The 22243-nt window shown below is 68.6% G+C and carries 22 protein-coding genes; 13 read left to right on the top strand and 9 right to left on the bottom strand.

The window, feature by feature from the left end; genetic code table 11:
- Window positions 1-16 precede the first annotated feature (16 nt).
- From Q0833_RS05925 to Q0833_RS05915, 3 genes are read right to left on the bottom strand one after another with little or no spacing between them, the layout of a single operon-like run.
- Complete coding sequence (locus Q0833_RS05925) at window positions 17-1372, bottom strand: MATE family efflux transporter (protein WP_298431224.1); 1356 nt, start codon at window positions 1370-1372, stop codon at window positions 17-19.
- Window positions 1365-1868: a PaaI family thioesterase gene (locus Q0833_RS05920; protein WP_298431222.1), complete on the bottom strand. Its 504-nt coding sequence runs from the start codon at window positions 1866-1868 to the stop codon at window positions 1365-1367. The genes Q0833_RS05925 and Q0833_RS05920 overlap by 8 nt, the downstream gene beginning before the upstream one ends.
- Window positions 1865-2323: a PaaI family thioesterase gene (locus Q0833_RS05915; RefSeq protein WP_298431220.1), complete on the bottom strand. Its 459-nt coding sequence runs from the start codon at window positions 2321-2323 to the stop codon at window positions 1865-1867. Before Q0833_RS05915 ends, Q0833_RS05920 begins: the two co-directional genes overlap by 4 nt.
- Window positions 2324-2419: 96 nt before the next feature.
- Between Q0833_RS05915 and Q0833_RS05910 the strand changes: the two genes are divergently transcribed.
- From Q0833_RS05910 to Q0833_RS05865, 10 genes are all read left to right on the top strand, one after another.
- Complete coding sequence (locus Q0833_RS05910) at window positions 2420-2794, top strand: MerR family DNA-binding transcriptional regulator (RefSeq protein WP_298431218.1); 375 nt, start codon at window positions 2420-2422, stop codon at window positions 2792-2794.
- Window positions 2795-2969: 175 nt separating this feature from the next.
- Window positions 2970-3365 carry a MerR family DNA-binding transcriptional regulator gene (locus tag Q0833_RS05905; RefSeq protein ID WP_298431216.1) on the top strand — a complete coding sequence of 132 codons (396 nt, stop codon included), beginning with the start codon at window positions 2970-2972 and terminating at the stop codon, window positions 3363-3365.
- Window positions 3366-3429: 64 nt separating this feature from the next.
- Window positions 3430-5205, top strand: coding sequence for an acyl-CoA dehydrogenase C-terminal domain-containing protein (locus tag Q0833_RS05900; RefSeq protein ID WP_298431213.1), 1776 nt, complete (start codon window positions 3430-3432; stop codon window positions 5203-5205).
- Between the two features lie 55 nt (window positions 5206-5260).
- Window positions 5261-5488 carry a hypothetical protein gene (locus Q0833_RS05895; RefSeq protein WP_298431211.1) on the top strand — a complete coding sequence of 76 codons (228 nt, stop codon included), beginning with the start codon at window positions 5261-5263 and terminating at the stop codon, window positions 5486-5488.
- Window positions 5489-5622: 134 nt separating this feature from the next.
- The gene (locus Q0833_RS05890; RefSeq protein WP_298431209.1) at window positions 5623-6270 is read left to right on the top strand and encodes a glutathione S-transferase family protein; all 648 of its coding nucleotides are present in this window, start codon (window positions 5623-5625) and stop codon (window positions 6268-6270) included.
- Window positions 6267-7478 (top strand): acetyl-CoA C-acetyltransferase, encoded by a 1212-nt coding sequence (locus tag Q0833_RS05885; RefSeq protein WP_298431207.1) that lies wholly within the window; start codon window positions 6267-6269, stop codon window positions 7476-7478. Before Q0833_RS05890 ends, Q0833_RS05885 begins: the two co-directional genes overlap by 4 nt.
- On the top strand, window positions 7478-7933 hold the full coding sequence (locus tag Q0833_RS05880) for a hypothetical protein (protein ID WP_298431205.1): 456 nt from the start codon (window positions 7478-7480) through the stop codon (window positions 7931-7933). Before Q0833_RS05885 ends, Q0833_RS05880 begins: the two co-directional genes overlap by 1 nt.
- Window positions 7923-8396 carry a hypothetical protein gene (locus tag Q0833_RS05875; protein ID WP_298431203.1) on the top strand — a complete coding sequence of 158 codons (474 nt, stop codon included), beginning with the start codon at window positions 7923-7925 and terminating at the stop codon, window positions 8394-8396. Before Q0833_RS05880 ends, Q0833_RS05875 begins: the two co-directional genes overlap by 11 nt.
- 20 nt (window positions 8397-8416) lie before the next feature.
- Window positions 8417-10606, top strand: coding sequence for a 3-hydroxyacyl-CoA dehydrogenase NAD-binding domain-containing protein (locus tag Q0833_RS05870; RefSeq protein WP_298431201.1), 2190 nt, complete (start codon window positions 8417-8419; stop codon window positions 10604-10606).
- Between the two features lie 242 nt (window positions 10607-10848).
- Window positions 10849-11217 (top strand): hypothetical protein, encoded by a 369-nt coding sequence (locus tag Q0833_RS05865; protein WP_298431200.1) that lies wholly within the window; start codon window positions 10849-10851, stop codon window positions 11215-11217.
- A 10-nt stretch (window positions 11218-11227) separates the two neighbouring features.
- Here Q0833_RS05865 and Q0833_RS05860 read toward each other — a convergent pair whose 3' ends face one another.
- On the bottom strand, window positions 11228-11866 hold the full coding sequence (locus Q0833_RS05860; protein ID WP_298431198.1) for a Type II secretory pathway, pullulanase PulA: 639 nt from the start codon (window positions 11864-11866) through the stop codon (window positions 11228-11230).
- Window positions 11863-12762: a DMT family transporter gene (locus tag Q0833_RS05855; RefSeq protein ID WP_298431196.1), complete on the bottom strand. Its 900-nt coding sequence runs from the start codon at window positions 12760-12762 to the stop codon at window positions 11863-11865. The genes Q0833_RS05860 and Q0833_RS05855 overlap by 4 nt, the downstream gene beginning before the upstream one ends.
- Before the next feature lie 72 nt (window positions 12763-12834).
- Between Q0833_RS05855 and Q0833_RS05850 the strand changes: the two genes are divergently transcribed.
- Both Q0833_RS05850 and Q0833_RS05845 read left to right on the top strand, forming a co-directional pair.
- Window positions 12835-14472: an AMP-binding protein gene (locus tag Q0833_RS05850; protein WP_298431193.1), complete on the top strand. Its 1638-nt coding sequence runs from the start codon at window positions 12835-12837 to the stop codon at window positions 14470-14472.
- The gene (locus Q0833_RS05845; RefSeq protein ID WP_298431191.1) at window positions 14469-15458 is read left to right on the top strand and encodes a hypothetical protein; all 990 of its coding nucleotides are present in this window, start codon (window positions 14469-14471) and stop codon (window positions 15456-15458) included. The genes Q0833_RS05850 and Q0833_RS05845 overlap by 4 nt, the downstream gene beginning before the upstream one ends.
- A 9-nt stretch (window positions 15459-15467) precedes the next feature.
- Here the strand turns inward: Q0833_RS05845 and Q0833_RS05840 are convergent, their stop codons facing one another.
- Together Q0833_RS05840 and Q0833_RS05835 are read right to left on the bottom strand one after the other, a co-directional pair.
- Window positions 15468-17684 (bottom strand): glycosyltransferase family 2 protein, encoded by a 2217-nt coding sequence (locus tag Q0833_RS05840; RefSeq protein WP_298431189.1) that lies wholly within the window; start codon window positions 17682-17684, stop codon window positions 15468-15470.
- Window positions 17681-18730, bottom strand: coding sequence for a glycosyltransferase family 2 protein (locus Q0833_RS05835; RefSeq protein ID WP_298431187.1), 1050 nt, complete (start codon window positions 18728-18730; stop codon window positions 17681-17683). Before Q0833_RS05835 ends, Q0833_RS05840 begins: the two co-directional genes overlap by 4 nt.
- A 170-nt stretch (window positions 18731-18900) precedes the next feature.
- On the opposite strand from Q0833_RS05835, the gene Q0833_RS05830 reads away from it, so the two are divergent.
- Window positions 18901-19902, top strand: coding sequence for a phosphoadenosine phosphosulfate reductase (locus Q0833_RS05830; RefSeq protein WP_298431185.1), 1002 nt, complete (start codon window positions 18901-18903; stop codon window positions 19900-19902).
- A gap of 80 nt (window positions 19903-19982) precedes the next feature.
- On the opposite strand, the gene Q0833_RS05825 is transcribed toward Q0833_RS05830, so the two are convergent.
- Both Q0833_RS05825 and Q0833_RS05820 read right to left on the bottom strand, forming a co-directional pair.
- Window positions 19983-20408, bottom strand: a complete 426-nt coding sequence (locus Q0833_RS05825; RefSeq protein ID WP_298431183.1) for a hypothetical protein — start codon at window positions 20406-20408, stop codon at window positions 19983-19985.
- A 22-nt stretch (window positions 20409-20430) separates the two neighbouring features.
- Window positions 20431-22209: an SLC13 family permease gene (locus tag Q0833_RS05820; protein ID WP_298431181.1), complete on the bottom strand. Its 1779-nt coding sequence runs from the start codon at window positions 22207-22209 to the stop codon at window positions 20431-20433.
- Window positions 22210-22243: the final 34 nt, after the last annotated feature.

The raw sequence follows: 22243 nt of genomic DNA, 5'->3' as shown, positions 1-22243 counted from the left end.
CCCGGCCGCGTCGCGATCACGCTGCGTGTCGGGGGTCCGGGGGGCGTCCCCCGGCCTCGCCCTCCGCCGCCCGCTCCAGCGCTGGGTAGCGCGCGCCCAGCGTGATCCCGCGCGCGACGAAGCTGACCATCAGCGCCGCCCAGAGCCCGTGATTGGCGAAGGCCGGGAGAAGCACCGCCACGGCGCCCAGATAGATCGCGAAACTGACGATCATCATGTTGCGCATGTCGCGCGAGCGCGTCGCCCCGATGAACACCCCGTCGAGCATGAAGGGCCAGACCCCGAGGAGCGGGGCCAGCGCCGTCCAGGGCAGGTAATCCGCCGCCGCGCCCCGGACCTCCGGGGAGGTGGTCATCAGCGCCACCAGCGACGCTCCGCCCAGCCCGAACGCCAATGCCAGTGCCGCAGCCATCCCGAGGCCCCAGACGCCGCTCAGCACCACCGCGCGACGCAATCGGGCCCGGTCCCCCGCCCCGAAGAACCGACCCACCAGCGCTTCGGCTGCGAAGGCGAAGCCGTCGAGCGCGAAGGCCGTGATCGAGAGGAACTGGAGCAGCACCTGGTTGGCCGCCAGCGTCACGGTTCCCAGGTCCGCGCCGAAGAACAGGAAGGACACGAAGGTCGCCTGCAACAGGATCGAGCGGATCAGGATGTCGCCGCTGACGCTGGCCATGCGGCGAACGCGCGCGCCGTCGAAGACCCGCTCGACGCTTCGCCACGCCGCGCCCGCGAAGGCCCTCCGGCAGAGCCAGAGGCCGAGGGCGGCGCCGGACCATTCGGCGATGAACGTGGCCCAGGCCACGCCGGGCACGCCCCATCCGAGCCCCAGTACGAACCACAGGTCCAGCAGGATGTTGGCGCCGTTCATCGCCAGTTGCACCGCCAGCACCGCGCCCGTCCGCTCCTGCGCGATGAGCCAGCCGGTGATGCCGTAGACTGCGATGGCCGCAGGCGCCGACCAGATGCGGATCGCCATGTAGTCGCGGGCCATATCCTCGACCGCGGACTCGGCGGGCGAGACGCGGAAGGCTGCCGCGAACAGCCCCGCCTGCAACGCGATCAGCGCCAATCCAGCCGCCCCCGCGATCAGCAGGGCGCGCGACAGGATCGCCGCCAGTTCGGCCTCGTCCTCGGCGCCCACCGCCTGCGCCGCAAGTCCGGTCGTGCCCATCCGCAGGAACCCGAAGAGCCAGTAGAACGCCGAGAGGATCACCGCGCCGATTCCCACCGCGCCGATTGGGGCCGCCTCGCCCATCTGGCCCACGACGCCGGTGTCGACCGCGCCGAGGATCGGCACCGTCGCGTTCGACAGCACCACCGGCAGGGCGATCTTCAGGACGCGGCGATGCGACAGCGCGCCGCCGTCAGCCATCCCGGCGCGGCATCAGGAAATGGCCGGTCCCTTGCGCGAAGAGACGGTCGCGGTTGTCCTGCCAGCCCTCGACATGGACGCTGGCATAGCGGCGCCCGGAGCGGTTGAGGCGCGCGCGCGCATAGGCATCACGCGGCAGACCCGAGCGCAGGTAGTCGATCGTGAAGTCGATCGTTTTCGGCAGGCGCGGCAGCGTCTCGGGGGTAAGGGCGTCGGCGTCCAGTCGTCCGTTCTCCAGATCGTCCCAGAGCATCGCCCAGGACAGCGTGACGATGGCCGTCACCTCGAGAAAGGCCGCCGTCACGCCACCATGTAGCGCGGGCAGGCCCGGATTGCCGATCAGCTTCTCGTCGAAGGGCAGAACACCCGTCAGCTCGTCGCCGCGGCGGTCGAAGGTGATGCCGAGGAAGCGGATATAGGGCACGCCGCCGACCAGCGCGCGAAGGGCCGCATCGCGGCGCTGCTTGACGACTTGTATGGGTTCGGGGCGATTCACGCGCCCTCCTCCGGCAGCGAGACGCTGAAGGCGCCGTTGGCCACGGCGACCGGGCCCGCGCCGTCCTCCTCGTCGAACGCCTCGGCGCGCACGAAGGCGACCGACCGCGTGACGTGGTGGCAGACCGCCCGCGCGACGATGCGCTGACCGGGACGTGCGCCCCGCATGTAGTCGATACGCAGATCCAGCGTCGCGGTGGTCGTCGGCTGGGACGGATGGCTCAGCACGGCGGCACCCCCGCAGGTGTCCATCAGCGCCGAGACGGCGCCGCCATGGATCACGCCGGTCGCGGGATCGCCGACCAAGTGCTCGGACCAGGGCATCGAAACGGTGGCCTGCCCCGCCGCGACGGCCTCGACCTCCATCGAAAGCGCGCGCGAATGCGGCAGGGCCGCGATGAACTGCTGTGCCGCACGGTTGCGGTTCGCTTGGGCGGTCTCGGCATTGTCGGTCATGGGCCCAGCCTTGCCGTGCGGGGGCCGGACGGGCAAGGCCCTCCGATGGACAGCACCGTCCCAACCGTGCCAGAATGACGCAGTGGAGGATGGCCGATGTCCGAAAGACTGGACTTCAAGCAGATGTGCGCGCGTTTCGACGTGACGCCCCGGACTCTGCGCCACTACGAATACATCGAACTGCTATCGCCCGATCGCGAAGGCCGCGCCCGGTTCTACGGTGCGCGTGACATCGCGCGGATGACGCTGATCCTCCGGGGTCGGAAGTTCGGCTTTTCGCTCGAGGAGATCCGGCAATGGCTGGAGCTCTACGATGCCGACCCCGAGGGGCGCACCCAGATGAAGGCCTGGATCACGCTCGCCGACGGACAGCTCGACGAGCTGGCGGAGCGTCGGCGTCATCTCGACGAGGCCATCGCCGAGCTGCGCGGCCTGCGCGAGCACGTGGCCGCCAATATGCCCGACGCCTGAGGGCCCGCCCTCCGAAACGCAGCATTATTGCTCCGATGCGCGGTTGACGTTGGCAATTCTGACGTAAAGCTGAAAGTGACGTGACGTATGGGTTACGTCAACGTCAGCCATGCTTGTAGAACCGGGCCGAAATTCGCATGTCGCACGGCGAACGAACGGATAACGAGGACCCGGTATGTCAGACGACCTGATGACCATCAGACAGATGTGCGACGCGTTCGACGTCACGCCGCGCACGCTGCGCTTCTACGAGGCCAAGGAACTGCTGTTTCCGCAGCGCGAAGGCCAGCGTCGCTGGTTCACCCGTCGCGACCGCGCCCGCCTCAAGCTGATCCTCCGCGGCAAGCGCTTCGGCTTCTCGCTCGAGGAGATTCGCCAGCTTCTGGATCTCTACGATCTGGGCGACGGCCAGTTCACCCAGCTCAGCCGCAGCTACGAAATAGGGCGCGAGCGTCTCGACAGCATGATCGTGCAGCGCGACGAGCTGAATGCCGCCATCGCCGAGCTGGAAGAGCAGCTGCGCTGGGGCCAGCGCATGATGGCCGATATGCAGCCTCGCAAGGCGGGCTGACCGAAACGAACCTCGGGCGACCCGGTGCCGCCCCGACGACCAAACGACCCAGGGAGACACGACGATGCCCAGCTACACCGCCCCCACCAAGGACATGCAGTTCGTTCTGCACGACACGCTCCGGATCTCCGAGCAGGACGTGCCCGGCTACGAGGATCTCGACCGCGACTTCACCGGTGCGATCCTTGATGCGGCGGGCCAGCTCGCGACCGAGGTGCTGCATCCCCTGAACGCGGTGGGCGACACCGAGGGCTGTACGCTGGAGAACGGCATCGTACGCACGCCCACGGGCTTCAAGGACGCGTTCGACCAGGTGCGCGACGGCGGCTGGACCGCGCTCGACGCCGACGAAGCCTATGGCGGCCAGGGCCTGCCCTACGTCGCGCATACGGCAGTCGGCGAAATCATGTCGGCGGCCAATATGGCCTTCAACATGTACCAGGGCCTGACCCACGGCGCCTATTCGGCGATCTACGTGCACGGGACCGAGGACCAGAAGGCCAAGTGGCTGCCGAAGATGGTCTCCTGCGAGTGGACCGGTACCATGAACCTGACCGAGCCCCACGCGGGTACGGATCTGGGCATGATGCGCACCAAGGCCGATCCGCAGGCCGACGGCTCGTACAAGATCACCGGCCAGAAGATCTTCATCTCGGCCGGCGACCACGACATGGCCGACAATATCGTCCACCTCGTGCTGGCCAAGATCAAGGACGGCCCCGAGGGCATCAAGGGCGTGTCGCTCTTCATCGTGCCGAAGTTCCTCGTCGATGACGACGGCAATATCGGTGCCCGCAACGGCGTCTCGGTCGGCAAGATCGAGGAGAAGATGGGCATCCACGGCAACTCGACCTGCGTCATGAATTACGACGAGGCGACCGGCTACCTGCTCGGGACCGAGCACAAGGGCATGCGCGCCATGTTCACCATGATGAACGAGGCCCGGCTGGGCGTCGGTCTTCAGGGCTATGCCCAGGCCGAGATCGCCTATCAGAACGCGCTGGCCTATGCGCTCGACCGGCTGCAGGGCCGTGACGTGACCGGCACCAAGAACCCCGACGGCCCGGCCGATCCGCTGATCGTCCACCCGGACATTCGCCGGAACCTCATGGACCAGAAGTCCTTCGTCGAGGGTGCCCGCGCCTTCACCTTCTGGGGTGCGACGATGATCGACCGCGCGCATCGGAACGAGGACGCGGATGCCGACGGCCTGATCTCGCTGCTGACCCCGGTCATCAAGGGCTTTTTGACCGACAAGGGCTTCGAATACGCCACTGCCGCGCAGCAGGTCTATGGCGGCCACGGCTATATCGAGGAATGGGGCATGTCCCAGTTCGCGCGCGACGCCCGGATCGCCATGATCTACGAAGGCGCCAACGGCGTGCAGGCGCTGGACCTCGTGGGCCGCAAGCTCGCGCAGGACGGCGGCAAGCACGTCATGGCCTTCTTCGAGATGGTCAAGTCGTTCTGCGCCGAGCACAAGGATGACGAGGCCATGAAGGGCTTCATCGATCCGCTCAAGGCCGCCTCGAAGGACCTGCAGGAGGCGGGCATGTACTTCATGCAGCAGGGCATGAAGAACCCCAATGCCGCGCTGGCCGGATCGTATGACTTCATGCACATGATGGGTCATGTCTGCCTCGGCCTGATGTGGGCCCGGATGGCCAAGGCCGCGCAGCTCAAGCTCGACGAGCCGGGCGCCGATCGCGACTTCCTCGAAGCCAAGATCGCAACGGGGCGCTATTACATGGCGCGCCAGCTTCCGGCGACGTCGATGCATCTCGCGCGGATCCAGACCGGCCCGGACACGATCATGGGCCTCGAAGCCACCGCGTTCTGATGACCACCGATCGGCCCGCGCACCCTGCGCGGGCCGATCGCTAACCGGAGATGCCATGCCACGCGCCCAACGCCTGACCCGCCGCTTTCCCGTGCAGATGTCCGAGGCCGGCTACCGCCGCCTCCGGGCCTTTGCCGAGGAGACGGGTCTGGGCGAAGGCGAGGCGCTGAGCTTCGTCTTCGAGAACCTCGACAGCATCGCCCACCGCGAAAACCTGCCCCATCGGCTGGGTCTGCACAAAGCGATGCTGGAGAAACGCGCGGCGCGGGGGGGCGCCGACTGACCGCAGGGGTGGCCGCGCCATGTGCGGCCGCCCGAAGACCGCCCTCGATGTTCCCGAAATATGCCGGGGGTCCGGGGGCTGGCCCCCGGCGACGAGGGCCTTAGAGTGACGCCGCCCAGGGAGGACGCGCCGACATGACGATCCAGCTCCACTGCTTCGGCGAGAGTGGAAACAGCTACAAGGCCGCACTCGCCCTGCAACTCGCGGGGCTGGAGTGGGCGCCGGTCTTCGTCGATTTCTTCGGCGGCCAGACCCGGACCGCCGAATGGCGCGACGGGGCCCCGATGGGCGAGGCACCGCTTTTGGTGCATGGCGATGTCCGACTCAGCCAGTCGGGCGCGATCCAGCAATGGGTCAGCGACCGCAGCGGTCTTCATGGCGGGCATGGTGACGAGAAATACGAGGTGCTGCGCTGGGTCCTGTGGGACAATCACAAGCTCAGCTCGGTCGCCGGCATGACCCGCTTTCTGATGAACTTCCTGCCCGAGGCCAAGCGCCCGCAGCCCGTGATCGACTTCAACCTCGGCCGCCTGCGCGCCGCCTACGGCACGCTCGACGCGCATCTGACGGGCCGCGACTGGATCGTGGGCGACGGCATCACCAATGCCGACATCTCCTGCTGCGGCTACCTCTACTATCCCGAACCCTTCGGCTTCGACCGCGCCGAATGGCCCGCAATCGACGCCTGGCTCGACCGCATCGCGGCGCGGCCGGGCTGGAAACACCCTTATGATCTGATGCCCGGCAATCCCTCGGATCGCCAAGACGGAGTCCCGACATGACCGAAGCCTATATCTACGACGCCATCCGCACGCCGCGCGGCAAGGGCCGCAAGGACGGCAGCCTGCACGAGGTGACCGCCGCGCGCCTCTCGGCGCAGGTGCTCGACAACCTCGCCCAGCGCAACGGCTTCGAGGGTCACGCCGTCGAGGACGTGATCTGGGGCAACGCCACCCAGGTGGCCGAACAGGGCGGCTGCCTCGCCCGGACCGCCGTGCTGGCCTCGGGTCTCGACGAGCGCATTCCCGGCCTTTCGATCAACCGCTTCTGTGCCTCGGGCATGGAAGCCGTGAACCTTGCCGCGAACCAGGTCGCGGGCGGCGCCGGCGACGGCTACATCGCGGGCGGCGTCGAATGCATGAGCCGGGTCGCCATGGGTTCGGACGGCGCGGCCATCGCGGTCGATCCGTCCATCGCAATGGACAGCTATTTCGTGCCCCAGGGCATCTCGGCCGATATCATCGCCACCGAGTACGGCTTCAGCCGCGACGATGCCGACGCGCTCGCCGTCGAGAGCCAGAATCGGGCCGTCGCCGCCTGGGAGGCCAAGCGCTTCGACGGCTCGGTCGTGCCCGTCCGCGACGTCAACGGCCTGACGATCCTCGACCATGACGAGTACATCCGCCCCGGCACCGACATGCAGTCGCTCGGCAGCCTGAACCCCGCCTTCCAGGCGATGGGCGAGGTGATGCCCGGCTTCGACAAGATCGCGCTGATGAAGTACCCGCATCTCGAGGCGATCAACCACATCCACACCGCCGGGAACTCGTCCGGCATCGTCGACGGCGCCGCGGGCGTCCTGATCGGCAACAAGGCCTTCGGCGAAAAATGGGGTCTGACGCCCCGGGCCCGCATCAAGGCCACCGCCAAGATCGGCACCGATCCGACGATCATGCTGACCGGCCCCGTGCCCGTGACCGAGAAGATCCTTGCCGATAGCGGCATGTCGATCTCCGACATCGACCTCTTCGAAGTGAACGAGGCGTTCTCGTCGGTCGTGCTGCGCTTCATGCAGGCCTTCAACGTCGATCATTCCAAGCTGAACGTGAACGGTGGCGCCATCGCCATGGGCCACCCGCTCGGCGCGTCCGGCGCGATCATCATCGGGACGCTCCTAGACGAGCTCGAACGGACCGGTCAGGGCACCGGCCTTGCCACGCTCTGCGTCGCGTCGGGCATGGGTGCTGCGACGATCATCGAGCGCATCTGATGCGCGACGCGCGGGACATCTATCAGGCGCATCTCGACCGGGTGAGCGAGGCGCTGTGGAACGGCGACTTCGCAGCGGTCGCGGACCTGAAGGTGTACCCGCACGTCATCGAGATCGAGACCGGCCAAGTCGAAAGCCTGGACCGGGAGGCCCTCCTTGCGACGACGGAGGCGTTCCGGCGCAGCCTGGGCGAAATCGGGGCCTCGGCCTATCATCGTGTCTGCCTTCTGGCCGAGTTTGCCCCGGACGACGACGACCTGATCGAGGGACGGCACGTCACTTACGTGCTGCGCGGCGGGAACTATGTGGCACCGCCGTTCGAATGCCGGATGGCGCTGCGGCGCATCGACGGACAGTGGCTGTCGGGGCGCATCGTCGTGCCGTTCTGCGCGACCACGACGCTGCGGTCCTTCCGCCCCTCGGATGTACGTTACGGAGATCGATATGCCAGCTGATGCGAACCCCGATCCCGGCGCGGCGCGGGAGATCTACCAGGCTGTTCTCGACATCCTGTCCCCCGCCATCCTTGCGGGGGACGCGACGACGGTACTGACCCATATTCCGCTGCCGCACCTCGTGCGCACCATGAGCGGCACGATCCGCATCGAGACCGAAGACGAGATGGTCTCGACCGTCGAGGGCATGTGCGCGTCGCTGCGCGGCAACGGCGCCACCGACTACATCCGCATCGCCAAGGACGCGGTGTTCCTCGATGCCGAAGGCACGACGATCGAGGGCACCCATGAAAGCCACATCCTGCGCAACGGGGTCCGCCTCGTTCCGCCCTATCTCAACCGCCTGACCCTCAAGGCCGCGGGCGACATCTGGCAGGTGGCCTCCACCTCCGAGGTCGTCGCCGACACCCGCTGGCCCATCCTCCTGCCCCGCGCCCCCGAGGGCGACGGGAGCGACCTTTGAACCCGAACCGGGAGATTCCCATGACCGATTTCACCCTGCAGACCGATGCCGACGGCGTCGCCGTGATCACCTGGGACGTGAAGGACAAGTCCATGAACGTCCTCAGCCTTCAGGGCTGGGACGATCTGGACGCCTGCGTCACGCAAGCGCTGGCCGACGATGCCGTGAAGGGCATCGTCATCACGTCGGGCAAGAAGGACAGCTTCGCCGGCGGCATGGACCTCAACGTCATTGCCAAGATGAAGGAAAGCGCGGGCGACGACCCGGCCAAGGGCCTGTTCGACGGCCTGATGAAGAGCCACGGCATCCTGCGCCGGATCGAGCGCGCGGGCATGGACCCGAAGACCCTCAAGGGCGGCAAGCCCGTCGCCTGCGCCCTGCCCGGCACCGCGCTGGGCATCGGCCTCGAGATCCCGCTCGCCTGTCACCGCATCTTCTGCGCCGACAACCCCAAGGCCAAGATCGGCCTGCCCGAGATCCTCGTCGGCATCTTCCCCGGCATGGGCGGCACGACGCGGCTGGCGCGCAAGATGGGCGCCATGGCGGCCTCGCCGTTCCTCCTCGAAGGCAAGCTCAGCGACCCGCAGAAGGCGAAATCCGCCGGCCTGATCGACGAGGTCGTGGCCGACCCGCTGGCCGCCGCGCGCGAATGGGTCCTGTCGGCGACCGATGCCGATATCGTCAAGCCGTGGGACGCGAAGGGCTACAAGATGCCCGGCGGCGCGCCCTACCACCCCGCGGGCTTCATGACCTTCGTCGGCGCCAGCGCGATGGTGAACGGCAAGACGCAAGGCGTCTATCCGGCGGCCAAGGCGCTGCTCTCGGCGGTCTATGAAGGTGCGCTCGTGCCCTTCGACACGGCGCTGAAGATCGAGGCGCGCTGGTTCACGCATGTCCTGATGAACCCGTCCTCGGAGGCGATGATCCGATCGCTCTTCATCAACAAGGAAGCGCTGGAAAAGGGCGCGAACCGACCCTCCGTCCCCGATCAGCGGGTCTCCAAGGTCGGCATCCTTGGTGCGGGCATGATGGGCGCGGGCATCGCCTATGTCAGCGCGCAGGCCGGAATCGAGGTCGTGCTGATCGACCGCGAGCAGGCCGCCGCCGACAAGGGCAAGTCCTACTCCGAGGGCATTCTCGACAAGGGGATGGCCCGCAAACGCGTCACGCAGGAGAAGAAGGACACGGTTCTCGGGCGCATCACCGCGACGACCGATCTGGACGCGCTGAAGGGCTGCGACCTCATCGTCGAGGCCGTGTTCGAAGACGTCGGCGTGAAGGCCGAAATGACCAAGAAGGTCGAGGCCGTGATCGGCGAGGACGCGATCTTCGCCACCAACACCTCGACCCTGCCCATCACAGAGTTGGCAAAGGCCAGCGCGCACCCCGAGCAATTCATCGGCATCCACTTCTTCTCGCCCGTCGACAAGATGCTGCTGGTCGAGATCATCAGGGGCAAGGAGACGGGCGACGTCGCCGTGGCCAAGGCGCTCGATTTCGTGCGCCAGATCCGCAAGACGCCGATCGTGGTCAACGACGCGCGGTTCTTCTACGCCAACCGCTGCATCATTCCCTACATCAACGAGGGCATCCGGATGGTGAAGGAGGGCGTCGAGCCCGCCCTGATCGAGAACGCCGCGAAGCTTCTGGGGATGCCGCTGGGCCCGCTTCAGCTGACGGACGAGACGAGCGTCGATCTGGGCGTGAAGATCGCCAAGGCCACGAAGGCCGCGATGGGTGCGGATTACGACGACACCACCGACGAGGTGCTGTTCTTCATGGAGGCCGAGGGCCGTCTGGGCCGCAAGTCCAACGCGGGCTTCTATGCCTATGACGAGAAGGGTAAGCGCCAAGGCCTCTGGGACGGACTGTCGGAGAAGTTCCCGGTCGCGGATGCGCAGCCCGATCTCCACGAGGTCCAGAACCGTCTGCTCTTCGCGCAGGTGCTGGAGGCCGTGCGGGCGCTGGAAGAGGACGTGCTCCTCGACATCCGCGAAGGCGATGTCGGCGCGATCCTCGGTTGGGGCTTCGCGCCTTGGTCGGGTGGCCCCTTCTCGTGGCTCGACATCGTCGGCGCCGACTGGGCGGTCGAGACGACCGAGGCCCTGACCGCATCGCATGGCGCCCGGTTCGAGACGCCCGCGCTCCTGCGTCGGATGGCCGAGGACGGCGCGACATTCTACGGCGCGCAGGCGGCCAAGGCGGCCTGACGACGGATGGCTCCGGTCCGGGGGACGTCACGCCCCGGACCGGTCCCAGAGCCGCGCATCCCCCCTCTGCCGTCCATGGCGAGGCTTCAACCGATGACGGCTCGGAGCGGTCCCCGGATCGCATCCGCGCACGCGCGGCCCTGCCCACATTGTTTCCAGAACGCGCCTGATCCGTTTCACGACGCAGCCCCAATCCACGGTCAGACATGCTCCCGAAGCCCCCACAGAACGGGAGACGGGACATGAACCTTAAGACGCTGATCACGGCCACGATCCTTGCCACCCTCGCCTGCGCCACCACGGCGCAAGCGCTGGACTTCACCCGCATCAACTCCGAACGGGCGTTCCGCATGCTGGTCGCCGACCGCACGCTGGTCGACGAATTCGGCGGCACGCTGATCTTTGCCGGCAATGGTGGGATCGGCGGGCGCAAAGATCGCTCGACGGTGTCGGGCGGCTGGGTCTGGAACCGCGGCGCGCTGTGTCACCGGACGCGGATCGACGGGATCGAGGTCGAGCAGGACTGCAAGCACCTCTATATCCGCGAGACGCTGATCGTGATGCAGGCCAAGCGCGGCCACTCGACCGAGGAAAGCTGGACCCTCCGCTGACGCGAGCCTCTCAGTCTTCGAAGGCGTAGCCGAAGCGCGCGATGTCCTCGGCGCAGGCCGCCGCGACCCGCGCCCGGCCCTCTGCATCGTAATAGCCGCGCCAATCCGCCTCGCGGGTCGAGCGGTTGGCGCGGGGCATGTCGATCGCGAAGCCGAGCAGCGCCTCGAAGGGCGGCAGGTCGGTTTTGAGATGTTCCAGCCGGATGAAGATCGGATCGCGCCCGCCCGCGACGTAGGACCCGTAGGGCTGCGTCCGCATCTGCACCTCCGTCAGCGGATCGGCGAGAAACGCATCGAACGGCTTCGCCTTGGCCAGATCGACGCTGGCATGATCGAAATCCTGCGCCCGGAGCCAGTGGTAGTAGCTGACCATCCGATCCCACGGGTTGCGCACCAGCGTGACCGGCACCAGCCCGTCCAGCACCGCGTCCGGCAGGAGGCCCCGCACATCCCGCAGCGTCGAGTGCTTCCAAAGCCGCCCGGCCGTCTTCGCGCCCTTCAATCGCCCGCGCCGCCGCACGGCCTTGGGCGTGTCACCGATCAGGATGTCATCCGCCTGCGCCCGCGCCTCCAGCGCCAGCGCCATGGCCGTGCCACCCGTCTTCGGGACGTGGACGAAGGCATAGCCGCGCCCGGGCGACAGGATCATGCCGCGACCTCGCGCGTTCGCCCGCGATACGCGATGATCGCACCCGCCACCGCGATGGCCACGAGGCCGAGATACCCCGTCGGCGTCAGCACGTCCCCCCAGACCAGCCAGCCGAAGAATGCCGAGGTCGCGAGCACGCTGTATTCGAAGACCGACGCCTTCGACGCCTCGGTCAATTGGTAGCCCCGCGTCAGGAGAAGGACCGAGACAAGGCTGCACACGGCCTGAAGGAGAAGTATCCCGAGCGTCGCCGCATCCGGCGTGACCCAGCCCCGTGTGACGAAGTCGTCCCCTGCCCCGATGACGGCCACAATCCCGATCCCCACGAGGCCGTAGAGCCCCAGCATGGCGAACACCGCCATGGCGAGCGTCACCGTCGCCTCGCCCGCGCACCATTCGCGCGTGGCGATCGCCGCCATGGCGTAGCAGGCGCCCGCGACAACTGGCACGAAGGTCCCGAGCGTCAGGTCCGACAGATCGGGCGACAGGACCGCCATCACGCCCGCGAAGCCGAGGAATATGGCCGCGATCCGCGCCGGTCCGATCCGCAGCCCGAAGACCGCGACCGAGAAGATCAGGATCCAGATCGGCGCGGTGAAGAGACCCGCCGCCGCCTGGGCCACGGGAAGGAACCCGAGCGAGCCGAAATAGATGATCATCGCGGTGGCGACGAAGGCCGCGCGCGCCGCGACGCCGCGCCACGCGCGCACGACCGGCCAGTCGCCGCGCAGCGTGAGCCATCCGCCCGCCAGCGCCAGCATCATCAGCGAACGCAAGAAATGGAACGTCCAGACGCTCGACGTCTCGGCGATGACGGAGACGAACTGGTCGATGAAGCCGATGATCACCATAGCGAGAAGGATCGAGCCGGCAGCGGCCAGCGGTCTGTCCTGCATGTGCCCTTGTCTCCGCCCCCTCGGTCGCGCCACTATCCCTGCCGGGCAGGCGTCGCGCAACGGGGGAACGGCATGGGCTGGATGGAGGACGAGACCGGGCTGGAGCGCGGACCCGCCAACCACGTGGCGCTGACGCCGCTGTCGCATCTCAACCGCGCGGCGGCAATCTGGCCCGAGCGCGAGGCGATGGTCTATGGCGACCGCTCCTGGACCTATGCCGAGTACCGCGAGCGCGTGACCCGGCAGGCCGCGATGCTGGCGGGGCTCGGGGTCCGGCCCGGCGACGTCGTGGCGACGGTGCTGCCCAACGTGCCCGCACAGGTGGAGGCGAGCTTCGGGGTGCCCGCCTGCGGCGCGATCCTGAACACGATCAACACCCGGCTTGATGTCGATACGGTGGCCTATATCCTCGGGCATGGCGGCGCGAAGGTGGTGCTGGCCGACACGCAGTTCCTCGATCTGGTGGAAGACGCCTGCGCCACGCTCGAAGCCGCACCGACCCTGATCGAAGTGCCCGATGACGCGGCCGGGCATCCGGCCAGCGGGCGCCACCCGGTCTACGAGGATCTTCTGGCCAAGGCCGACCCGAACATGCCCTGGATCATGCCCGAGGACGAATGGGAGAGTCTTGCGCTCAACTACACGTCGGGGACGACGGGACGGCCGAAGGGCGTCGTCTACCACCATCGCGGCGCCTACCTGATGACGATGGGCACCGTGATCTCGTGGCGGATGGTCCTGCATCCGCGCGTCCTCGTGGTCGTGCCGCTGTTTCACTGCAACGGCTGGTGTCACACTTGGATGATGCCCGTGCTCGGCGGCACCGTCGTCTGCCTGCGCGACGTGACGGCCGCCGCGATCTACACCGAGATCGCCGAGCGCGACGTCACGCATTTCGGCGGTGCGCCCATTGTCCTCAACGCCCTGGTCAACGCGCCCGCCGCCGACCGACGCGACTTCGACCACACCGTGCAGGTCTATACCGCGGGCGCGCCGCCCCCCGCCGCGACGCTGGCGCGTATGGCCGAGGCGGGGTTCGAGGTGACCCATGTCTACGGCCTGACCGAAACCTACGGCCATGTCGTCGAGAACGTCTGGCAGCCCGAGCGCTGGTCATCGGCCCCCGAGGCCGAGAAGGCCGCGCTCCGCGCCCGGCAGGGCGTCGCATATCCGATGATGGAGGGCGTGGACGTTTTTGCCGAAGACGGAACCCCCGTCCCTGCCGACGCCAAGACGCAAGGCGAGATCGCGATGCGCGGCAATGCGGTGATGAAAGGGTACTACCGCAATCCCGAGGCCACCGCCGAGGCCTTCGCGGGCGGCTGGTTCCGCTCGGGCGACATCGCGGTCAAGCATCCAGACGGCTATATCCAGATCGCGGACCGCGCCAAGGACATCATCATCTCGGGCGGCGAGAACGTCTCGTCGGTCGAGGTCGAGGGCGCGTTGATGCATCACGACGCGGTGTCGCTCTGCGCAGTGGTCGCGCGACCGGACAAGAAGTGGGGCGAGGTGCCCGCGGCCTTCGTCGAGCTGAAGGACGGCGCCGAGGCCACCGAGGACGAGTTGATCGCCTTCGTCCGCGCCCGCCTCGCCGGGTTCAAGACGCCCAAATCGGTGACCTTCGGGACTCTGCCGAAGACCTCGACCGGCAAGATCCAGAAATTCGTCCTCCGCGACCGCGTACGTGCCGAGGCCGGCGCCGCGTGACCGCGCTCGACGGCCTCGACCGGTTCGAGACGACCGCGCTCTGGCGCGAGACCGCCGGCGCCCAGCGCCGCGAGGTCTATGTCGCCATCGGCGAGGCCGAACTGGTGGTCCAGGACCGCGCCGGGGTGGCACTCAGCCATTGGTCGCTGCCCGCGCTCGACCGCATCAATCCCGGCGAGGTGCCGGCCCGCTACCGGCCCGCACCCGGCGCCGAGGAGGAGCTGGAGATCGCCGAGCCCGAGATGATCGCCGCGTTGGATCGCGTGTCCGACGCGGTCGAGATGGGGCGGCGGCGGCCCGGTGCGCTGCGGCGCGTGACCGTGGGCCTCGTGGCGGGGCTGGTGGTCGGAACACTCCTGATGTGGCTGCCCGGCGCGCTGCGCGACCATGCGGCCAACGTCATGCCCGCCCCGCAGCGGGCGAAGATCGGTGAGCAAATGCTGGCAGGGCTGACGCAGCTGACCGGCCCGCCCTGCGGCACCATCCTCGGGGACGAGGCGCTGGCCAATCTCGCCACCCGGCTGTCGCCGACCGCGAATGTCCGCGTCGCTGTACTGCGCGACCTGCCGCAGCCCGCGCTTGCGCTGCCGGGCGGGCTGATCGCGCTGTCGGACACGGTGCTGGTGACCCAGGACGACCCCGCGGTCGCGGCCGGGCACCTTCTTGCGGCGATCGTGACCGCACGCTTCGCTCCGCCGATCCAGCGCTTCCTCGCGGATCTCGGGCCGATCGACCTGACGCGGCTCCTGGGGTCGGGCACGGTACCCGACGACGCGGTCGATGCGCATGTCGAGTCGCTCCTCCTCTCCGAGGCCCCGCTTGCCACGACCGAGACGCTCCGCGCGGGCTTCGCCGCCGCCCGCCTCCCCTGGCCCGCCTTTGCCGACCATGCCGGTCTGGAACGCGGCGAGGCCCCGCTGACCGAGCTTCCGCCCATCATCGACGACACGACATGGCAGAGCCTGCGCGAGATCTGCGACGGCTAGAACGGCCCGCTAATGCTGGGTCTCGGCCACACCGTCGACGGTGAAAAAGAAGTCGGGCGGGTGGTCACCGGCGACCACGTCGTCGGGTACGACGTCAGGGCCCGCCAGGAAGACATTCGCCCCGAAATGCGCGTGCATCCGGCTGAGCCGCTGCATCCGCCCGCCCGTGATCTCGGCGTAGAACTCCGCGAAGGCATCGCCGCCCTTCAGCTCGGCGATCCGCGCGCGGTGGGCCGCCACGCAGGCGGCGTGCTGCTCGGCCACACCCGGCAGCGCCATCAGACGGTCCATCTCGGCGCGCATCGCGGGCAGCATCCGCTGGATCGACTGGTCCTCCTCGGCGTTGTTGTTCATCCGAAACCAGTAGCCCAGCCCCTGATCGCGCTCGACATGGTTCACACGACCCCGGTCGCGCTTGACGAGGAAGCTCTCGGCGTCGCGCACGGCGTAGTGGTTCAGGGTCACCAGGTCGTAGCCATAGGTGTCGATCTTCGACCGCCAGCCCGTGCGCAGCATCGTATCGGGCATCGGGTCGCCGGAGCCGTTCACCCAAGTGATCTGTTCACGCAGGTCGGGCTTGAGGCCCTTGGGCCGGTGCACGCCCATCTTCTTGTAGACGTTCACGTTGCGAAACAGGGTCTTGAACCCCCAGGCCTGGTGCGGCTTGCGGATCAGCTCGGGCGCGCAGCGGGTGAAGCGCTCCAAGGTACTCGCGTCCTCGAATGCCGTCAGGTCCGCGTTCCCGAAGAGCCGCCACGTCATCGAGATCATGTTGGCGTTGCCCACGGCCGCGTAGAGGTCGCGCAAATGGCCGTCGCCGGCGTGGACGCAGATGAACTCGTCCACATCCATGCAGACCGCCCAGCCGGCGCGCGCCATGACCGGCTCCTCCTCGGCGGCGGCCAGTGCGGCGTGCTGCGGCTTCATGTCGGTGTCGCGGAACGGGTTGTCGCGATGCTGGACGATCCCGTGGCCTTGAAGCAGGTCGAGGAGCCTGTCGGTCCCGTCCGTGCAGTCATTGGTATAGACCAGCACATCGTCGACGCCGATGGCCCGATGATAGGCCAGCCATTCAAGGATGAACGGCCCTTCGTTCTTCATGCACGTCACGATCGCGGTGCGACCCGGCAAGTCCGCGGGCAGGTCCGTCCCGCCCGCATCGCGCGAGACCGGCGGCAGGATCGGGTCGGCGCCGAACTGGCCGCGGGCCCGCGCGAGCAGGTCCTCGTCGAGGATCAGCCCGCTTTTCGGGGCGAGCGGCAGGCCGGCATCCTCGGACGTCCGCGCGCCCATCGCCCTCTGGAACGAAGCGGCGGTCTCGGGGTCGGGCTTCAGGCCGCCGACGCGCACCAGTCGGAACGGTTGATCCTCGGGGATGCGGCGCGGATCGGCCATCCAGCGGCGGTTGCCCCCGGTGCTGTCGAAAAGCGTGCAGACATGGTCCCCGAAGGTCGGCGCGCGACCGGGCCGGATGCGCCACGGATAAATGCGCCGACCCAGAAGCGGGATCACCCCGAGCTCGGACGCCTCGAGCCTGTCGAACGGGCTGGGTCCGTCCGGCAGCAAGAGGTCGGAGACGTCGAGAAATGCCACCGCGCGGGCCCGGGTCAGGAACCGCCAGCGAAATGCCTCCCAGATGACGTTCTCGCGCATCACGGCGGTCCAGGGATCGTCGGCGGGGACGTCCATGCGATCCTTGCCGGGCGCGTCCGGCGCGCTGACCGGATGGCGCTCGGACGGCCCTTCGCCCAGTGGCAGGGGGGAGGTGACGACCACCACGCGCGCCATGTCGGGAAGGTCGCCCTCGAACTCCGCCAGCCCCTCGGCCAGCGGCGTCTCATGCGGTCGGGTGCGGTCGAGGATCAGCGCCGCTTCGACCCCCAGGGCCGCGTGATGGCGCAGCCATTGGGCGACCAGCGCCGGGGTCTCGCCATTGCGCGCGCCCATGATGACGCGCAGGCCGTCGAACAGCTCCGGCTCGGCGGGGGCCGACGGCAGCGCCGCCCCCTCGCCCATCGGCAGATGCGCCGCGCCCGTGCCGCGCACCATCAGCGCACCGCCGTGAACGAGAACGCCGCTCGGCGCGAAGCCCTCGACCGCGCGGACAGCCTTCGGGTCCGTGCCCGCGCCAAGGAAGACCCGGATCGCCCCGTCCCCTGCATCCAGCGCATCGAGCACGCGGATGCCGTCGACGACGCGGCCGTGCAGCCGGCGGGTCTCGATCATCGCGACGCCCTCTGACGCAGCCCCACCAGAGCGCGCCCCAGCCGTGCATCGGGCGCGACCGATCCACCGGCAAGCGCGAGGCGGCCGCAGAGGACCGCGCCCTCTTCGGTGGCGAGCACGGCCTCCAGCGCCGCACGATGGGCGTCGCGGCAGGCCGCTTCGGCCTCGGACACGCCGGGCCGCGCCCGCAGCGCGGCGCATTCGGCCCGCACCGCGTCGAGCTGCGGATCGATCATGGTGCATTCGTCCTGGTTGAAGTTGCGCTCCACCCAGTAGGTGAGGTCGATGGGCTTGCCCACGTGGTTCGGCAGCCCGCGCCCGCGCTTGACGAGGAACTCGTGGATCGAGCGGACGGAATAGTGGTTGAGCTGGACGCGGCGGCCCGCGGGCGCGGCGCCTCCACGCCAGAGCAGGATGCGCGACGGCGCGGCGGCGAATTCGTCGAGCGGGGCCAGCGTGTCGTCCACGAGGCGCGGCACGCCCCCCTGCCGGGGCCGGTGGATGCCGAAGCCCTCGAACGGGCCGTCGCGACGGAACAGCGTCTTCACGAAGCTCGCCAGCGCCGGATAGGCCAGCCCGACCGGGGCCGCCCGCCGAAACCGCTCGGGCGTCAGGCCGGTGCCGGGGGTTAGCCGCCCAGCCGACCCGAAAAGCCGCCACGGCATCACGATAGCGTCGACCGAACCCGCCTCGGCGATCAGCGACACGAGGTCGCCTGGCCCGTCAAGCGCGATCCATTCGTCGGGATCGAGATGCAGCAGCCAGTCAGCACCGGCGCAGGTTTCGTGGTCCCAGGCCTCGGACAATGCGCGCCACTGCGGCGCCGGCCCCGGCGTGTCGCGAATATCGCCCTGAGACACATGAACGACGCCCGCGGGTGCGAGCGCGTCTAGCAGCGCCTCGGTCCCGTCGCGGCAATCGTTCGAATAAGCCAGCACGCGGTCCACCCCGAGCGCGCGCAGATGGGCCAGCCATTCGACCACGAAGGGGCCTTCATCGCGCAGACAGGTCACCACCGTGATGCGGGGACGGGCGGGGTCGGTCATTGGGGTGAATTCCCGGACGGCAGGGTCAAAAGACGGTCACTGATCGCGATACGGGGACAATGCGCCGGGAATATCAAGCAAACCGGGCGTTTTTGTGCCTGAACGTTAAGGTTTTTCGCGCTAGCCTGAGCATCGAACGCGTTCCGAACTGTTCCGGAGGGAATCGCCCGATGGCCGATGCCGACGATCCAGTCGACGCGCCCGAGACCCTCTCTCGGGCGGCGCACCGCCAGGCGCTCGACGCCTCGGCGGGTGCGGGCGGTTTCCTGCGGGACGTGGGCGAATCGCATCTGGCGCTGATGCGGCGCAGCGGGCCGAACCTTCTGGTCTCGTTCGAGGATCTCGACGCCGTGCGGTCCTCGCCCGGCGGCCTTCCCTGGAGTGCGGGACCCGCCCGGAAGCGCAACTACTCGACCCTGACGATCATGGCCGACGGCCGGACGTGGTTCCGCGACCGCAAGCTCTTCGATTTCTTCGACGAGTTGACGGATGACGGCTTCTTCGACGAATTCGATACGGTGGTCTTCGCCGGGGGCGGGATCGGCGCCTATGCCGCCGGGGCCTTCAGCGTCGCGTCGCCCGGCGCGTTGGTCTTCCTCGCGCAGCCCTATGCCACGCTCGACCGCGACGTCACCCCTTGGGAACATCGCTTCCGGTCCAGCCGCGCGATGTCCTTCGGGCCGCGCTATGGCAACGCCGCCGACCTGATCGACGCGGCGGCCAAGGTCTTCGTCGTGACCGACCCGACCCGTGCGACCGATGCCATGCATGCCAGCCTCTTTCGCGGCGATCACGTTATCCGTCTGCCCGCGGCCCATGCGGGCGGCGACATCTGGGGGGCACTGGCCCGGATCGGCATTCTCGACCGTCTGGTGGCGATGGCGGGGAACGATGCGCTCGACACCAATGGCTTCGCGGAACTCTGGCGGCGGCGGCGCAACGATGCCGACTATCTCGCGGGGCTGATGCGCAAGCTCGACCGAACCGATCGGCCGTGGCTCCAGGCCCTGTTGGCCGGGCATATCCTGCACCACCAAGGCGACAACCCCGCGGCACGCCGCCGCCTGAACGACGCGTTGGCGCGCCTGGCCGAACGCGGACGCGATGCGCCGCCGGGTCTGTCGCCCACGCGACCGGATGGCGGCACCGCGATGCTGCTCGCAGGCGAATAGACGGCTCGGGCCGACGCAGGACACGCCGATCGGGACCTTCCTGAAATCTCGGACCGTACCGCCTCAGGCCCGCCCGTCGTTCAGCTCGCGGGCGCGGTGCTGAGGCGGACGTTCGAGCCCAGCGGCGACACGAAGAGGCGGCGCGTGCCGTCCACATCCGTCACGAAGATCTCGGCGCGCGCGCCCAGTTGGCCACCCGAGACGTCGATCCCCTGCGGGTCCTCGATGGTGAAGCGCGCGGTGCTGCCGCCCTGCTTGTAGCTGACCGTGTAGGGCAACTGGTAGGCGCAGTCGCCGGTCACGCCGGACCAGCCCGACTGCTGTCCTTCGGGGCGGATGCCGACGCAACGCGCGCCGTCGGTCATCCGGATGTTGACCCGGCTTCCGGTCGCCACCGCTCCGGCCACGCGCGGCGGCCCCGCGACCGCTTCGGCCCCGTCGCCGGTCGTTGTGATCGGCACACAGGCGCAGAGCGCCAGCGGCAGGACGAACAGGACAGGGCGCATGGAAACCTCCGCAAGCGTATTCTCAGAGCGGCCAGATGACCGGGATCAGGACGGCCGAGACCAGCGCGACGATGACGTTCATGCCGATACCGACTTTGAGGAAGTCCGTAAACCGATACCCGCCGGGGCCATAGACCAGCATGTTCGTCTGGTACCCGATGGGTGTGGAAAAGGCACAACTCGCCCCCACCATCACCGCGACGACCAGCGGGCGCGGATCGACCCCGAGCGCCGAAGCCAGCGCGATCGCGATGGGGGTGACGACCACCGCGACGGCATTGTTGGACACCGTTTCCGTCAGCACCGTCGTCAGCGTGAACACCGCCAGCACCAGAAGCGGGTCCGGCAGGCCCCGAAGCCACGGCGCGACCGCGTTCACGATCATCTCGACCGCGCCCGACGCCTCGAGCGCCGCGCCCACGGCCAGCATCGCGAAGATCATCGCCAAGAGACGCCCATCGACGAAACCGAACGCCTCGTCGGCATCGACCGAGCGGGTCATCAGCACGATGACGGCCCCCATGACCGCCAGCGCGAAGATCGGGGCCAGATCGAAGGCCGAGAGAATGACGATCCCCGTCACGGCCGCGACGGGGATCCAAGCCCGCTCGCGCCTGAAGGCACGGTCCGACGGGGCGTTCACCTCGACCAGGTTCAGGTCGGCCGCCATGCGGTGGATATCCTCGGCCGCGCCTTCGAGGAGAAGCGTGTCGCCCACGCGCACGGTCACGTCGTCGAGCTGACCCTGTACGTTCCGGTCGCGGCGATGGAGCGCGAGCACGTAGACGCCGTAGCGCCGCCGGAGGCGCAACGCCCCCAGCCGCCGCCCGACCATCTTGGCATCCGGCGTGATCAGGATCTCGACCGTCGCCGTCTCGACCGCGCCGACCTGGTCGATGCGCTTGAGATCGGGATTGCGCTGCAGCGTCAGAAGCTCCGCGATCTCGGTGCGCAGGATCACGCGATCGCCGACGCGCAGCGTCACATCCTTCAAAGCGCGCCTGAGCGACGCGTCGCCCCGGACCACGTCGATCAGGCGCACGCCCTCGCGCTGGAAGAGCTTCACATCCAGCACCTCGCGCCCGATCAGGTTCGATTCGGGCGGGATGACCGCTTCGGCGAAGAACTTGGCCGCCTTCCGGGGGCCCAGCATCGCGGCCATCGACGTGCGCTCGGGCAGAAGGTGGCGGCCGACGAGGTAGAGATAGGCCATCCCGATCAGTGCCAGCGGGATGGCAAGCGGCGAGACTTCGAAGATCGAGAACGGCTCGAGCCCCCGCGCGCGCGCCACGCCGTCGACCAGGAGGTTCGTCGAGGTGCCGATCAGCGTGATCGTGCCCCCGAGGATCGACGCGTAGCTGAGCGGGATCAGGAGCTTCGAGGGCGCCAGCCCCATCGAGCGCGCCAGTTGCACGAAGACCGGGATCATCACGACGACGACGGGCGTGTTGGCCACGAAGGCGGAGGCCACCAGAACGAAGGCCAGAAGCACCGCGATGCCCAGCCGGGGGCGCGCGCCTACCTGCCCCTCGGCGAAGCGGGTGAACCAGTCGAGCGCGCCGGTCCGGACCAGCGCCCCCATCAGGAGGAACATCGCCGCGATCGTCCAAGGCGCCGGGTTCGACAGCGCGGCCACCCCCGCCTCGTAGGGCAGGATGCCGAGCGCGAGCAGCAGGACCGCGCCGCCCATGGCGACCACCTCGGTCGGATAGGTCTCGCGCATGAAGAGCGCCAGCATCGCCACCAGCACGCCCAGCGTCACCCACGCCTCGGCCGGTTGCGGCAGGTCGAGCCAGGTCACGCGCGCGCCCCGTGCCGCCTGGGCCGCCCCGCCG

It is taken from the genome of uncultured Jannaschia sp., from assembly GCF_947503795.1.
Classification (GTDB): Bacteria; Pseudomonadota; Alphaproteobacteria; order Rhodobacterales; family Rhodobacteraceae; genus Jannaschia.
The sequence above is the reverse complement of the archived record's forward strand: the minus strand, read 5'-3'. Positions and strand labels throughout refer to the sequence as shown.

What these genes read in the sequence shown, in the direction of transcription:
- Q0833_RS05905 (WP_298431216.1), top strand. Translation starts at nt 2,970, where the DNA reads ATGTCAGACGACCTGATGACCATCAGACAGATGTGCGACGCGTTCGAC.
- Q0833_RS05870 (WP_298431201.1), top strand. Translation starts at nt 8,417, where the DNA reads ATGACCGATTTCACCCTGCAGACCGATGCCGACGGCGTCGCCGTGATC.
- Q0833_RS05865 (WP_298431200.1), top strand. Translation starts at nt 10,849, where the DNA reads ATGAACCTTAAGACGCTGATCACGGCCACGATCCTTGCCACCCTCGCC.
- Q0833_RS05860 (WP_298431198.1), bottom strand. Translation starts at nt 11,866, where the DNA reads ATGATCCTGTCGCCCGGGCGCGGCTATGCCTTCGTCCACGTCCCGAAG.
- Q0833_RS05915 (WP_298431220.1), bottom strand. Translation starts at nt 2,323, where the DNA reads ATGACCGACAATGCCGAGACCGCCCAAGCGAACCGCAACCGTGCGGCA.
- Q0833_RS05925 (WP_298431224.1), bottom strand. Translation starts at nt 1,372, where the DNA reads ATGGCTGACGGCGGCGCGCTGTCGCATCGCCGCGTCCTGAAGATCGCC.
- Q0833_RS05825 (WP_298431183.1), bottom strand. Translation starts at nt 20,408, where the DNA reads ATGCGCCCTGTCCTGTTCGTCCTGCCGCTGGCGCTCTGCGCCTGTGTG.
- Q0833_RS05880 (WP_298431205.1), top strand. Translation starts at nt 7,478, where the DNA reads ATGCGCGACGCGCGGGACATCTATCAGGCGCATCTCGACCGGGTGAGC.
- Q0833_RS05835 (WP_298431187.1), bottom strand. Translation starts at nt 18,730, where the DNA reads ATGACCGACCCCGCCCGTCCCCGCATCACGGTGGTGACCTGTCTGCGC.
- Q0833_RS05840 (WP_298431189.1), bottom strand. Translation starts at nt 17,684, where the DNA reads ATGATCGAGACCCGCCGGCTGCACGGCCGCGTCGTCGACGGCATCCGC.
- Q0833_RS05850 (WP_298431193.1), top strand. Translation starts at nt 12,835, where the DNA reads ATGGGCTGGATGGAGGACGAGACCGGGCTGGAGCGCGGACCCGCCAAC.
- Q0833_RS05875 (WP_298431203.1), top strand. Translation starts at nt 7,923, where the DNA reads ATGCCAGCTGATGCGAACCCCGATCCCGGCGCGGCGCGGGAGATCTAC.
- Q0833_RS05910 (WP_298431218.1), top strand. Translation starts at nt 2,420, where the DNA reads ATGTCCGAAAGACTGGACTTCAAGCAGATGTGCGCGCGTTTCGACGTG.
- Q0833_RS05890 (WP_298431209.1), top strand. Translation starts at nt 5,623, where the DNA reads ATGACGATCCAGCTCCACTGCTTCGGCGAGAGTGGAAACAGCTACAAG.
- Q0833_RS05885 (WP_298431207.1), top strand. Translation starts at nt 6,267, where the DNA reads ATGACCGAAGCCTATATCTACGACGCCATCCGCACGCCGCGCGGCAAG.
- Q0833_RS05855 (WP_298431196.1), bottom strand. Translation starts at nt 12,762, where the DNA reads ATGCAGGACAGACCGCTGGCCGCTGCCGGCTCGATCCTTCTCGCTATG.
- Q0833_RS05900 (WP_298431213.1), top strand. Translation starts at nt 3,430, where the DNA reads ATGCCCAGCTACACCGCCCCCACCAAGGACATGCAGTTCGTTCTGCAC.
- Q0833_RS05830 (WP_298431185.1), top strand. Translation starts at nt 18,901, where the DNA reads ATGGCCGATGCCGACGATCCAGTCGACGCGCCCGAGACCCTCTCTCGG.
- Q0833_RS05895 (WP_298431211.1), top strand. Translation starts at nt 5,261, where the DNA reads ATGCCACGCGCCCAACGCCTGACCCGCCGCTTTCCCGTGCAGATGTCC.